The sequence below is a fragment of the Chryseobacterium sp. HNCC26DJ238 genome (assembly GCF_057180465.1).
The window spans coordinates 1-14,933 of sequence record NZ_JBXUGI010000002.1 but is presented as its reverse complement, the minus strand read 5'-3'; the positions used below and the strand labels follow the sequence as shown (position 1 = coordinate 14,933).

At 35.3% G+C, this 14,933-nt stretch carries 10 protein-coding genes; 2 read left to right on the top strand and 8 right to left on the bottom strand.

Translation table 11 applies throughout. The features are described from left to right. Nucleotides 1-153: 153 nt before the first annotated feature. From AC2A07_RS01705 to AC2A07_RS01680, 6 genes are read right to left on the bottom strand one after another with little or no spacing between them, the layout of a single operon-like run. Nucleotides 154-519 (bottom strand): response regulator, encoded by a 366-nt coding sequence (locus AC2A07_RS01705; protein ID WP_314490299.1) that lies wholly within the window; start codon nt 517-519, stop codon nt 154-156. A gap of 19 nt (nt 520-538) precedes the next feature. Beyond that, a complete protein-coding gene (locus tag AC2A07_RS01700) occupies nt 539-1,123 on the bottom strand; it encodes a chemotaxis protein CheB (RefSeq protein ID WP_484048933.1) in 585 nt (194 codons plus the stop codon). A 7-nt stretch (nt 1,124-1,130) separates the two neighbouring features. Further along, nucleotides 1,131-1,961: a CheR family methyltransferase gene (locus tag AC2A07_RS01695; RefSeq protein WP_484048932.1), complete on the bottom strand. Its 831-nt coding sequence runs from the start codon at nt 1,959-1,961 to the stop codon at nt 1,131-1,133. After that, nucleotides 1,962-2,327, bottom strand: a complete 366-nt coding sequence (locus tag AC2A07_RS01690) for a response regulator (protein WP_484048931.1) — start codon at nt 2,325-2,327, stop codon at nt 1,962-1,964. A gap of 15 nt (nt 2,328-2,342) precedes the next feature. Continuing rightward, a complete protein-coding gene (locus AC2A07_RS01685) occupies nt 2,343-5,966 on the bottom strand; it encodes a response regulator (RefSeq protein ID WP_484048930.1) in 3,624 nt (1,207 codons plus the stop codon). A gap of 4 nt (nt 5,967-5,970) precedes the next feature. Continuing rightward, nucleotides 5,971-7,440, bottom strand: coding sequence for a hybrid sensor histidine kinase/response regulator (locus AC2A07_RS01680; protein WP_484048929.1), 1,470 nt, complete (start codon nt 7,438-7,440; stop codon nt 5,971-5,973). Nucleotides 7,441-7,758: 318 nt separating this feature from the next. On the opposite strand from AC2A07_RS01680, the gene AC2A07_RS01675 reads away from it, so the two are divergent. Further along, a complete protein-coding gene (locus AC2A07_RS01675; protein ID WP_314490284.1) occupies nt 7,759-7,989 on the top strand; it encodes a hypothetical protein in 231 nt (76 codons plus the stop codon). Here the strand turns inward: AC2A07_RS01675 and AC2A07_RS01670 are convergent. Then, nucleotides 7,986-9,119, bottom strand: a complete 1,134-nt coding sequence (locus AC2A07_RS01670; RefSeq protein WP_484048928.1) for a 1-acyl-sn-glycerol-3-phosphate acyltransferase — start codon at nt 9,117-9,119, stop codon at nt 7,986-7,988. The two genes, AC2A07_RS01675 and AC2A07_RS01670, sit on opposite strands and share 4 nt — an antisense overlap. 333 nt (nt 9,120-9,452) lie before the next feature. Between AC2A07_RS01670 and AC2A07_RS01665 the strand changes: the two genes are divergently transcribed. Further along, a complete protein-coding gene (locus AC2A07_RS01665) occupies nt 9,453-11,936 on the top strand; it encodes a hypothetical protein (RefSeq protein WP_484048927.1) in 2,484 nt (827 codons plus the stop codon). An 18-nt stretch (nt 11,937-11,954) separates the two neighbouring features. Here the strand turns inward: AC2A07_RS01665 and AC2A07_RS01660 are convergent, their stop codons facing one another. Further along, nucleotides 11,955-12,755 carry a Cof-type HAD-IIB family hydrolase gene (locus AC2A07_RS01660; RefSeq protein ID WP_484048926.1) on the bottom strand — a complete coding sequence of 267 codons (801 nt, stop codon included), beginning with the start codon at nt 12,753-12,755 and terminating at the stop codon, nt 11,955-11,957. Between the last annotated feature and the right edge of the window lie 2,178 nt (nt 12,756-14,933).

The following is a 14,933-nucleotide window of genomic DNA, read 5'->3' as shown; positions in this document are numbered from 1 at the left end:
GCCCTTATTCTGTGTGAAATTTTGTTCATAAAAAAATCCCCACTTTTGAAAGTGAGGAAAATTGAGATTTTATTGAGGTATTATTTCATTCTTTTAAATGGATACTCCAAACTGATCCGACAGTAAATTTTGTTTCATATGAATCTACTGTGGTTAATCTTTCACATACTTTGCCACCTTCTCTTCCAGATCATCAAGGTTAAATGGTTTTGCAACGTAATCGTCTGCCTGTGCACTTTTGGCTAAAGCAACAATATCATTATTAGCCGTTACGTAGATCACAGGGATGTTTTTGTATTCTTCATGACTTTTCAGAAGTTTTGTTGCCTCTACCCCCCCGATATTGGGGATCCAGTTATCCATGAGGATTACATCAGGATTAAACTGAGAAACTTTCTGGATAATATCATGTGATGTCTCTGAAATCTCAACGTCATAACCACCTTCTTCAAAAATGATACTGATCACCTCAAGAATCACCTTATCATCATCAAAAATTAAAATTTTCTTCTTGTTCATATTTTTTTTTATTTAATTATTATTGAATGGTATTTAACTGATTGATGAGTTCTGCCAGATCTTTGGGATTGACCAGCCGGTCATAATTGACCCGCTCGGATCCCTGCCTCGGCATATAGTCAACTTCAGCGGTTTCCGGATTTTGAATCCAGACTTTTCCATTATTTTTTTTTATATAATTTAAACCTTCCACACCATCAGCATTAGCTCCTGAAAGCAAAACTCCGATCAGATTTTCTCCGAATGTTTCTGCAGCAGATTTGAATGTGACATCAATTGAAGGCCGTGAATAATTGATCTTTTCTGAGCTGTCGAGCGAAACCGTATTTTTATTTTCAAACAACAGATGATAATCAGCAGGCACTATATATATAGCATTCTTCTGAATTTCTGTTTTGTCGTCAACCTCAATGACCTTTATTGAAGTAAACTGCTGCAGAAGCGTCGGAAGAATACTGGTGGAATACGCTTTTCTGTGAACAACCAGCATAATCGGAAAATTCATATTTCCATCCAGGTGTCTGATCATTTCCATAATGACCTGCAGGCTTCCTGCAGAGCCTCCAATTACAATTAATTCAGTAGTATTTCTCTGTACTGCCACGCTGAAATTAATTATGTTCTACTTTTTTCCAGATTTTCTGATCTTCGATCTGGTGATAAAATTTATCTAAATTGGAAAACCTCAATGTTTCTTTTGAACCCAAAGCGAGGTAACCCAAATTTTCAAGACTGGCATCAAAAAGATTAAAAACACGTTCCTGCAAAGCTTTTTCAAAATAAATCAGTACGTTTCTGCAGATAATCAGCTGAAAACTGTTAAAGGAGCTGTCAGACACAAGATTGTGTGTCGATAAGATCAATTTTTCCTGAAGGCTTTTATCAAAACGAACGCTGTCATAATTTGCTGTATAGTATTCTGAAAAATCTTCTTTTCCTCCGGAAAGCATGTAGTTTTCAGAATATGTTTTCATCTGATGCATCGGAAACACACCTGATCTTGCCGTTTCTAATACCGAAGGATTGATGTCTGTTCCATAAATCAGGCATTTGTGATAAAGATTGGCTTCTTTCAACAAAATGGCAAGAGAATAGGCTTCTTCCCCTGTGGAACATCCGGCTACCCAAATCCTGATCAGAGGATAAGTTCCCAGCTGCGGCAGAATTTCTTCCCTCAATTTTTTAAAAAAGTGTGGGTCGCGGAACATTTCTGTGACATTAACCGTAATTTCTTCAATAAAATGTTTCAGATAATCAGGGTCATTCAAAATGGTATACCGCAATTCTGCAAAACTGGTAAAACGGTCAATCAGACAGATTCTGTTAACACGTCTTTTAAAAGAGGCCTTACTGTACAAAGAGAAATCGTATCCGTACAGCTCGTACACATCTTTGATCAGAAACTCAATTTCTTCGTCTTTTACGATACTAGGCTCCAGCATTTAAGACAGTTTTTCTATGGCACTTAATAACTGATCCACATCGATCGGTTTCTTTACATAATCCTGCGCTCCGGCATCCAGACACTTCTGACGGTCTTCTACCATTGCCTGTGCTGTCACTGCAATCACCGGAACATGTTGAATAGACGGAGTCTGACGAATCAGTTTCACTGCTTCATAGCCATCCATTTCCGGCATCATCATATCCATCAATACCACACTGATATCCCGGCTTTTCTCTAAAATCTGAATCGCTTCCCGTGCCGTTGTACAGCTTTCCATCTGAAAACCACGGGCTTTTAATGTGAGTCTTAGAGCAAATATATTGCGTGGATCATCATCCACAATTAAAATCTTCTTTTGCATGAGAGAATCTGTCATTTAATTTTCATATAACCATACCCGCAGCAGGGAAAGCAGCTGATCAATATCCACAGGTTTTGTAATATAATCTGAAGCTCCTGCCTGTATGCACTTATCACGGTCACCAATCATTGATTTTGCGGTTACTGCAATAATCGGAAGCCTTCTGAATTTCGGCATTTTCCTGATTTCCTGAATGGTTTCGTAACCGTCCATTTCAGGCATCATCATGTCCATCAGAATCACATCGATATCCGGATGTTCCTTAATCTGCTCAAGCGCCTGAACACCGTCCATCGCTAAAACAACTTCCACTTTATATTTTTCCAAAGCTTTGGTTAATGAAAATATATTACGGACATCATCATCGGTAATCAGAATTTTTTTACCGCTCAGAACTTCCGTCAGTGAACCCAAAGTTTTGTTTCTGATGGTTTCTACAGAACTGTTTTTTTCCTCGACCAGATGTAAAAACAACCCGACTTCATCTAAGATCCGCTGATAAGAATGTGCCGTCTTCACGACAATAGAATCTGCGTACTGCTTAATCTGCAGTTCTTCCGATGTAGATAAATTCCTTTCTGTAAAAATAATGATTGGCAAATTTTCTAACCCTTCATAACTTTTGATCGATTCGATGATTTTATAAGCATTTCTTCTGTTGGCTCCGATGTCTAAAATAACACAGTCAACCCGGTCTGTTTTGAATGCCCGCACACTGTCCTCTACATTGTCTTCAACGGATAACGAGATGTCAAAATTGCTCAGGAAATATGATAAAGCACTGGCATGTTTAGCATTTTCCTCGACAATCAGTACTTTCTGAGGTGATTTTTTTAGGGCATCCTCAATCTTTTTAAATACATCAGTCATCTGTTCCATGGCAACAGGTTTATTAATGAAATCAATTGCCCCTTTCATCAGACTTTCCTGTTTTACATGAAGAGATGACATCATGTGTACAGGAATCGGTTTGGTCTGCGGGTTAGATTTTAATTCATCCATTACTTTCCAGCCGTCTTTTACAGGAAGCTGAACATCAAGCAGAATTGCAGCAGGATGATACTGCATTGCTGCTGAAAGTGCATGATCTCCTCTCACGACGACTACCCCTTTGTAGTTTTGCATCCTCGCATATTTCAGTAAAGCAATGGCAAAATTGGTATCGTCTTCAACAATAAGAATGACTTTATCATCTTTTGAAATACTGTCCCTGTCATCATCAACATCTTCGGGAATTTCCAAATGCTTGAAAGCTGATGAAATTTCATTTTCGTGATAATCAATGATCTGTTTGATTTCCTCTACATCTTCTAAAATGACATCAACTAAATTCTGATCTGAATTTACAGTACTGTTACTCTGATTCCCTTTTAATTTTTCACTCACCGGAATGATCAGACTGAACTCACTGCCTTCATTAACTGTGCTTTTCAAATCTAAATAACCACCCAGTAATTTGGCGATTTCACGGCTGATCGACAGTCCCAAACCGGTACCTCCGAATTTACGCTGCGTTGATCCGTCAGCCTGTTGGAAGGCTTCAAAAATAATTTTCTGCTTGTCTTCCGGAATTCCGATTCCCGTATCTTTTACCGAGAAAACAATAAAGTCTTTGTTTTTATGATCTCTTTTGATATTTAATTCTACACTGCCTTCTTTTGTAAATTTCAAAGCATTGGACAGAAGATTTCTGAGCACCTGATCCAATCGCAGACGGTCTGTTTCGAAGCTTTTCTGTACATCTTCTTCAATGTTGATATTAAATTCAATTCCTTTTTCTTTCACTAAAGGATTCATTAAATTTTTCAGGTCTTTTACCACTTCATCGATAGCAACATCCTGGTATTCCAGAGACATCTTACCGGACTCGATTTTAGCAAGATCTAAAATCTCATCAATCAATGTAAGTAAACTGCTTCCTGAGCTCTGAATTACTTTGGCAGATTCAATCTGATCTTCATTCAGGTTTTCATCAGGATTCTCAGCCATCAGACGTGATAGCAGCAGAATAGAGTTCAGAGGGGTTCTCAGTTCATGCGACATATTGGCAAGAAATTCTGATTTATACTGCGTACTTAATGCAAGTTCTTCTGCTTTTCTCTGGATCTCTATATTCCGTTCTGCAATCAGCTGATTTTTTTCTTCCAATAATTTTGAGCGTTCTTCGAGTTCGGTATTGGTCTGCATCAGCTCTTCCTGCTGTACCTTCAGTTCTTCCTCTGAGGCCTGCAACTTCTGGGTCTGTGCTTCAAGTTCCGTATTCAGATTTTCCAGTTCAGAATGCTGTACCTGCAATTCTTCGGACTGTGCCTGGGTTTCTTCCAGAAGACGCTGTTCTTTTTCCCTGCTTTTTGCAGCCCGTAAAGAGACGGCAATATTTCTTGAACATTCAACAAAATAATCGATCCTCTCTTCCTCAAAGTTTTTATCAGAACTCAATTCAAGAACGCCAATTGTACTTCTGTCTGACATTACAGGAACCAGTAAAATTGCATTGATCTTAACTTTACTGCTGGCAAAGGTTACGGCAAAGTCATTTTCATCTAAATTATTGTATGCTTTCGGTTTTTTCTGTACGAAAACCTGTCCTACCATGCCCTCACCGGAATCAAAGAACTGTTTCATATTGTTTTCCAGACCGAAAGAACTGTTCAGTTTCAGTTTCCCCTCATCCATCAGATAAATGGCACCGTTGATACAGTCTCCATATTCAATAAGCTGATTAAGAGAATCGGTAGTCACCTGTTTTACAGATTTGTTTCCCACCAGAGCTTCATTAAGTAAAACCAAGCCTTTCTGACGCCAGTCATTTTTATTGATTTTATCAAAAGAAATTTTAAGAGAATCTGTCATGTGATTCAGCGAGTCAACCAGATCACCCAAGTCTCCGTCATACTCGTCGGCAACCCGTTGGCTGTAATCACCATGTGAAACACGGTTAGCCACCTGCTGGATAACATTTACCCGCTTGGCAATTTCAAGATCCTTCGCTTTTAATTCCTTTTCAAGCTTTTCTCTCCTGATCAGATCATTTCGCAGTTTCACATAGAAAAACGCAGTGACGGCAATGGCTGCAATCGATGAAAAGATAATAAACAGTACAGTTGTACTGGATGAGCTGTCAAGATCCCTGTTTTTATTTTCCAGCTGTGCTTCTTCAAATTTCACAAAATCCCGAACGATAGAACGGCATTTGTCCATATATCGTTTGCTCATCTCAATCTGCTGCTGAGTCATCTGAATTCCCTTACGCCTGCTATCTACAAAAAATTTCAGGTTTTTGATATTCGCATCTACATTCTTTTCGAGATTCCGAAGTCGGTTTAGCTGAGACGGCTCTGTAATGTCGAGTGATTTTGCATTTTCAATGGAATGCGAATAGGCCTCTAAACTTTTATTATACGGTTCAAGAAAGCTTTCTCTTCCGGTAAGCTGATAACCGCGATTCCCGGTTTCGGCATCTAAAAGTGCTATTAAGACATCTTTAACTGCGGTAACAGACCTTCTGCTTTTTGAAACGCTTTCGCGGTGCTGCATCTGATTCCTGATACTCCAATATGATGCGACCGAACTCGCAATTAAAATAAATAAAGAAAATCCAATTCCGAACTGGAGATTTCTTATCACTTTTTTCGGCATAAAATTAATTTAAAGGTAATGTGAAATAAAATGTAGAACCCTCTTCTACTTTACTCGAAAGACCAATGGTTCCGTGATGCTGCTTGATGATTTCCGAGCAGATATACAGACCTATTCCCATCCCCTGGAACTGAACCGATGATTCTTCTACACGGTAAAATTTACGGAACACTGCATCCTGCTTAAAATCAGGAATTCCAATTCCAAAATCTGTCACGCTTACCTTCACTTCATCTTCATCAACGAATGTGGTCACAATAACCTGATTGCTTTCCGGAGAATATTTTATTGCATTCGTTAAAAAATTGATGAGAACCTGCTCAATCCTTATTGCATCAAAATTAATCCATTGACTGATCTTACCAATATGGCGGTCAATTTTCACATTGGGATTATCATGAGTCTGAAGAATGGTATCAATCGTATTGTTGATCAGTTTCTCCAGGTCTGCAGGCTTTTTGTTGATTTTAAGTTTGCCGTTTTCTATTTTTGAAACATCCAGCAAGTCTGTAATAAGTGTGTTTAACTTTTCAATCTGATCTAAGGCTTTCGTCACAAAAACGGCTTCCTGATTCCCTGCATTGACTTTAAGTTTCCGATCCAAAAGCTGCATATAGGCTTTAATACTGGTCAATGGTGTTTTCAGTTCGTGACTCGCAATACTGAGGAATTCATCTTTTTCTTTTTCTACTTTTTTCTGATCTTCAATATCGGTAAAAGTACCTACCCAGTTTTTGATCTTTTCATGCTGATAGACGGGTGACATTCTCAATAAATGGTATCTGTAATCTTGGGTATCCCTGTTTTTAATCCGGATCTCCAATTCAAGTGCTTTTCCTTTTTTCCTGCACCGCTGAAACTCTTCTTCGATATTCAGATCATCTGTATGGGTTTCCGGAAAATGCTGGTCAGATTCAGAATACTCATACCATTTTCTGTTGACGAAGTTGACTACTCCGTCTTCATTTAAAGTAAATGCTATTTGGGGTAAAGCTTCCAGCATAAGATGGAAGTGCTCGATTTCAGATTTCATAGAAACCTGTGCTTCCCTTCTTCCTTTCACTTCAAGTTCTAAACTTTGCTGAGTCTTCTTCATCGCAAGATTATTTTCCTGCAGATTGTAAAAGGTCTTCACTTTGAGCATCAGAATTTCCGGATCAATAGGCTTGGTTACATAATCCATTCCTCCTGAACTGTATCCGCGGGTGATAAATCTTTTGTCTGTATTGACCGCAGATAAAAATATGATTGGTATTTCTTTTGTTTTACTGTATCCGGCAAAAGTCTCAGCGACTTCAAATCCGTCCATTCCCGGCATCTGGACGTCTAAAATAATTAATGCATAATTATTTTTTAATGCTTTTCCTAAAGCTTCTTCTCCGGAACTTGCAGTATCCACCTGAAAATCTTTAGATTCCAGTAATTTTTTTAACGAAAAAATATTGTTTTGGTTATCATCAACAATTAGGATCATAAGACATAAAATAATCTGGTAACGGGTTACACTTCATTAAGCTACCAAAAATACTCACAAATTTTCAAAAAACATATTATTATCTTAGGAATATTAAACGCATAAACGATTAATTAGAAAAATTGAGAATAAAAATATTTCACCCGTAAACTTCCGATAATAAGCTTCCTGGTCACTGATTGATACCACACACCGTGAATTATCCTTACTTTTATATTGTAAATTTATAAATTTCTACAAAAAGAGATATACTATAATAACTTGTTTAGTAATATTTGGCACAGTTTGTTCTGTTCAATGAATTATAAAATATATCTTATGACATATCAGGAAGCTGTTCAGCACAAAAAAGAATCGATAGAAAAAGCAGACGAATCTCTGCTAAAACTTTATCACATTGTTATTACCCCGGCAAATACCGACGACAGCTATAAACATATCGAAGATTTCACTAAAAATCCGGCAGCATTTGATGATGAAAGCTGTAAAAAGTACTGTACTGATGATCAATATGAAGTGGTAAGTTTTAAGAAAGAAGACAATAATTAAATATCCCTATATTTCATTTTATTAATGACCGGGTTTGCGTACATGGTTAAAAAGCCTGTTTTTAACAGCTCATCAGAACTGTCAATACGCATGACCAGTCTTCTTTCAAATACTTTTTTTTCTCTTTCGGAGTAATGATCAGAAAATAATTTGGTTTGGTATAACAGATCATACGCAATATAATTCGTGGGCCATAATTTGTAATTTTGGATCACGGATCTGTCTATCAACTGTGCTACTGCCTGCAACTGTTTATTTTTATTGGGAATTGAGTTGATGATCTCGTCATATTCTGAATTTAAAACATTTCCGGCATGAAGATGAATCCTTTTTTTCTGCCCAAGTACTCCACTCATCATCGTATTAAAATCCTCATCTTTTGTTTTTATGTAGATCTCATCATTGTGTTTTGCCAGAAACTGAGGCATTTTCAGTACATCCGTCGGATCATACTCATACGAAATAGATAATGGAACTATTTTCAGTTTCTTAAAAAATTCAGGAAGTGAGTTTCCTTCAGAAGCCATCGCGAGCATTTTTAAAACTCCCTGTTGCGTGGAATCATTACCATCCTTGGTACGGCCTTCCCGTTGAGCAATCCATACTGAACGGTTTTCAACGGTAATCAGTTGAAAAATATATTCAGACATCAGCCTGGAGCTTTCTAACTGCTGGCGTAATGGCAATCCTCTCTGAACCAAAAAATTACGGTTCAGTTTTGCCAGTTTATGCAGAAAAGTCTGCTGAACCAGATTGTCTCCGATAGCAGATGCTGTCATTATGTGCCCATTTTCAAGCAATATAAGATTTAGCAGTGAAGTATCCAGAATAATATCCCTGTGATTGGATACAAAAAGGTACGCTGTATTTCTGTCTAACCGGTCAAACCCTGAATGGGTCAATCCCTGTGAACTGGTTTCTAAGATTTTCAGAATGGTATACGAAATAAAGTTTTTCTGAAAATCGTAGATCGACTGAGTTTCTTTTAATTTTTCTGACCAGATTTTATCATTTACACAGGGAAAGGTAAAATTCATCAGCGCTTTCATCATAGGATGGCGGATAATACTGTGCACAGCTTCATTGACTTCGCAGTCTTCAAAAGACCTGATTTCATCAAACTTTGACATGGAACTCCTAAGGTTTTTAAAACAATTTGCAAAAGAACAAAAAAAAATTGAGGTCTGCCTATCAAATCCGGAAGATATTTATGCATTGAATACTGATGTACAACAACATTTTAATGGTATCAAGGACTGTTTCCACTCATTTAAAATCAATAATGAAGCACAGAAGAAATTAAATATGATTAGCAGATTTATTATTATTTAGTCATTAAGAAGATGATTTCTCATATAAATAGTATTTCATTAAAAATATATTTAATATAATATCATTTTATGAGTAATATTATTGTAAAATGGAATACGTTTTGTTTACTATCGAATCTGAACTAACCTCTGATGGATAAAAACAAAATTAACCTGAAAAATAAACGCAAAAAATGGCTTTTAAGCATTTTAGCTGTAATAATTATTCTTATTGCTGCTTTTCCCTTTGCACTGAACTTTTTTTTACAGAGAAAACTTCCTGATGTAATCAATAAAAAAACACCTTATCAGCTTGAACTTAAAAATTTTGATTTAAGTCTGCTGTCAGGAGATTTTACAGCAACAGATCTTAAAATTTCAACGAAGAATCCTAATGACAGAAAAATCACTCAGATTAAAGGATCTGTTAAGAAAATTGAAATTCGGGATTTCAGCATATGGAAAGCTGTTTTCAATAAATCATATTATGCAGATCAGTTTCTATTATCAGATTCTAATGTAAAAATCCGTCTTGCACCCAAAACAGATAAAGAGAAAAAAAAGACTGAGAAAACAGACCTTCACATCAATAACATTGTGTTTAGCAATGTTTTTGCCGATGTCGTAAATGCAGAAGGCAAACCTGTATTCACAGGCAAAAACATTAACATTAAGCTTAAAGATATTGAGCAGAACAGCAGTAACTCAAAAATCCCTCTTGCCTTTAAAGAGTTTAAAATCGATGCGACAGATGTTCATATCGGAGTCAATGAATTTTACCAGATCAATGCAGACCGGATCTACGCGGCAGATAAAACTTTAGATCTCAGAAAATTTCATCTTATGCCGATTCAAAAGCCTCAATACTATAATGCAAAAAACATTTTTGACTTTTCCTCCGCACGTCTCCTGGCAAAAGATTTTAATATCAGTAAAGATTCTCTGATTGTTTCAGATATTATTTTTACACAACCTGATTTAAAAGTGACTTCAACAGGGAAAAACACAATTGAAAAGGATAAAAATCCGAAAGAAATCGAAATGAAAATCGGATTGAAAAACATCGACTTTCAAAAAGGTAAGATTGCAGTATTGCAGAGCAACAAGGATAAAACCGCCTCGGTAGACAATTTTAATTTTAAGCTGACCAATATTGTTTTTGATAAAAATACGGTTAAAGAAAAAATACCCTTCAGATTTACCAATCATGACATAGAGGCTGACAATATTTATTTTAAAGCCAATAACCTTCAGGCATTAAAAATCAAAAAGATTTCCTCGCGAAATTCCAATATCATCATTGAAAAATTCCAGATGATCGCACTTGGAAAAAGTAGCAGTAAAGATTTATACAATGTCTCTACTGATGAAATTAAGATAAGCAACAATAAAACGAAGTATATCGGTCAAAAACTGAATATTCAGTTTGATGGTCTGGAACTGAAAAACCCGGACATCAAAATTATTTCAGCTATTCAAAAACCGAAGACGAAGAAAGGAAATTCTGAAACTCCGGAATTCAGTGCAAAATTCGGCTTTATCAAAATTTCAGACGGTAAGATTTCACAAACTAGTGCAGGAAAAGAAAAACTTGCAGTAGGAAAGCTTGATATCAGGATCAATAATATTATATCCAATAATGCACAGCTTAAGAAAGACCTTCCGATCAATTATTCTACCCATTCGATTAATGCTAAGAAAGTATTCCTTGATGCCGGAAAATATTATACACTGAAAGTAGGTGACCTTAAAAATTCCGGAAAACAGACTGAAATCAGTGATCTGCAATATATTCCAAAATATTCACGTGCTGGATTCAGCAAAGTGATTGCCAAAGAAAGTGATCTTTATACGATTACTGTAAAAAAAATCGGAATTACAGATTACGACTCGAAGCTTTTTAAAAATCAAAAGATCGATGTAAGTAAGGTAGATATTGACGGACTGAAATGCAATATCTATCATGATCTGGCACCGCCGGATGACAATGAAGCAAGATATCTTTTCAGCAAAAAACTTCGGGGAATGAAAATGCCGATGTTTATCAAAAATGTTTCCATTAAGAACTCGGGACTCGAATATGAAGAAAATGCAGAAAACAGCAATATCCCGGGAAAACTGACTTTTAATCAGTTTGGAATAAAGATCACTGATGTTAACAATGGAAAAATCAAGGGCCGCCCTACGGTAATTACCGCTGATGCGCAATTTGCTTTTTACGGAACAGCTGACACAAAAATAAACTGGAAATTTGATGTCATGAACCCTGAAGATAAATTCACCATTAACGGGAAAATACTGAAACTTTCTGCAGAAAATGTGAACCTTTTTGTACGTCCCTATTTGAACGTAACCCTTGACGGAAATATTGATTATCTGAAATTTGACTACTATGGGAACAATGCCGGGATTGCCGGAAATTTCTACTTCAAATACAATGACATGTATGTGAATTTTCTTAATAAAAAAGGAAAAGAAAGAAAAGTTCTCTCAACTGTTGCCAACTGGTTTGTAAAAAATGAATCAACCGGTGAACCTGATCATGTAGTGATTGAGAAAAAAAGGGAATCTGACAGAAGTTTTTTCAGTATGCTGTGGCAGGGAATCATGGAGGGTCTTAAAAAATACCTGATTTAAAAAATAATAAAACCTATCTTAATTTGAATTAAGATAGGTTTTTATAGTCTGCATCACTCCAAAATTATTATTACAGAGAGCCTCAAATTTTGCAGCTTCTTTTACTGAAGGATGTGCATTTTCCATAGCAAATGAATATTCAGCTTTTTTCAGCATTTCGATATCGTTCATATAATCGCCAAACACCATAGTCTGTTGCGGACTGATATTGAGAGTCTTCTGAAGTTTTTCCAATGCATTTCCTTTGTTGATATCTTTGTTCATGATATCTAACCAGTATTTTCCAGAGACCACTACCTCCAGGTTATATTTTTCAAACTGCTGTAATGCAGGATGCAAATGTTCTTCAGCTCCTTCAGAATGATAAACAGCGATTTTAAAAATGCTGTCATCCAGGCTATCAGTAAGATCATTCACTTTCTGATTTCCAGTATAAAACTGACTTATATAATCAATAAATTCCTGATTTTCAGTTTCGTAGTAGGCTTGTTTTTTACCTGACACGACAACCGCCGCACCGGGAATTTGTCTTACTGTACTGATAATTTCTTCCACATATAATTCTTCAAGCCTGTCGGCAAAAAGTTCTTCATTTTTATAGATCATGTAACCGCCATTTTCTGCAATAAATGCCATTTCATTTTCAATAGTTCCGAAATATTTTGTTATTCCCAACATCTGTCTGCCGCTTGCCGGTACAAAAAGAATATCTCTCTTTTTCAGTTCTTCATAAATTTCAGGGAATTCTGGACTTATTTCGTGTTTTGAGTTGAGAAAAGTTCCGTCCATATCGGTCACAATCAGCTTAATATCCTTCATAAATCATATTTTTCTTTACAGAAATCGTTCATTAACATCAAATATAGCGGATAATTTTGAGTTAATGAACCCAAAAAAGAAATGATAACAGTATTTTAACAATAACTGTTGGCAAGAAGTAATGCAATCAAAAGCTCTTCTTATCTCTTTTCTTTTTAGCAGAAAATTACAGCGAGTATATCAGCAGGATTATTAAAAATTTTAAAATGCATTTGTACAGGTATGATACTATTGATAAATAACAACATATACAAGAAATCATTCTAAATTTAGAAAAACACCAACTAACATAAAACACAATAAATCAGCTATTTACAATACTTCTACGTACGGATTTATAAATTCCGACAACACAACTTTGTGATTGACGAAAAACTCATCTACCTTTGAAAAAGAAAAATAGGAAAGATATTTAAAGCAAATAATTGACTTATCTATAGACACCAAACCATCACATTATATTAGAAAAGGCAAAGCGTTATGTTTTGCCTTTTGTTTTTTAGACTATCCTGCTTATTAAACAATTTTCAGGAATTTTTAATTTTAAATCAGTTCTGCTATCTGCTTTATGAAAGTGCATTTAAGATCGTATATCATATGAAAGCAAATAAATCAACATAATACTCGATTCAGATTCACCAGGCTTTTTTAATTCCTTCCAAGATCACTTATCATATTTATTCCTGAATACCAGGAGATAAAATTTTTATTTAAAGGAAATCATTACCATATCGCATTTTATAAAGTCTTTTAACTGTATATAAAGCAATTTTATGTACAAATTTATAAATACTCACAACATCTATTTGTCAACAATAAAAATCAGATCTATCTTTGAAGTAAGAAAAATGAGAGAGCTCTTTTCTAAAGCATATAAACAGACCGCTTATTCACAAGGACACCAAATTTATCACATCATATTAACAAAGGCAAAGCATTACGTTTTGCCTTTTGTTTTATATAATGATCAATACAGAATTTAATTTAAGATCAGCGTCTGGATATATACTAACTTGATGCAAACGGAAGTAATAAATTTAGGTTTATATAGTATTATCTTTTTACATAGTAAATCAGCAGATAGAAAAATAATTTAGCCGCTTTTTGTTCAAAAAGCTAATTAAAATACATATAAAACAATTTTATTGTACAAATTTATAAATCCCGACAGCAAACATTTGTGTGCATTTCAAAACCGTTCTATCTTTGAATAAGAAAAGTAAGAAAGATATTTTTAAAGCAAATAATAACTTCTTTATAGACACCAAACCATAACATTATATTGACAAAGGCAAAGCATTATGTTTTGCCTTTTGTTTTGTATATCTACCATCCTTTTTTAGCTGCCTCTATTTTAGAGACTGAATAGAAGATCATGAATTTGAACAAAAACATCTCAACAGTTTTGTGAGATCACAGATTTAATTCCATGTATTTCAGCATAACTTTTTATTTAAATATCAAACATTATGGAGAGTTGAGAAAAAAAATCAATAAAATTGATTCTTATCAAGCCTTCTTCATCAGCGGCTTTGCCGCCCATCTTTGCTCCTTAAAACTAAGCAGCTTGCATCATAAAACTTTGCGTTAAGAAAATTAATTATACAATTTCATCAGAAGCCAGGATTTTCTGGGTTTAGATTCCTCCGGAAATCGAAGATTTGATGAAATCAAAGACAAACTGTGCGCTGAGAGTTGAGTCTGTTTACTATTTAAATTGATTCTGTTATTTTAATATGACTGAAAGTTAAGCGACATTTAAAAATCCGTCAGTTCGAGTAGAATTCTGAAAGAATTTGTATCGAGAACCAGTGAACTTAAAACAAAATTTGTCCAGTGTTCAAAAATTCTCGATACGGTTTTCTACAAAAACCTACTCGAATTGACATGTAGAATCTTTGTATTTCATTGATAAGTTTACGCCTTTGTTTATCTTAAAAGCATAAAGCTGTTGAAAAAAACTTTGTTTTGCCTTGCGTTAAATCTTGAATAATTAAAGGGAGCAAAAGGAGTAATCAATGAAATTGATTCTTATAAAGCAAGCTTCATCTGCGGCTCTGCCGCCACTCTTTGCTCCTTTAATTTAGCGGGTTGAAAGATAAAACTTTGCGTTTAAAAAAAATTAACTCTGCAACTTCCTTACAAGCTAAGCAAAAATTTTCTTGGTTTAGATTCCTC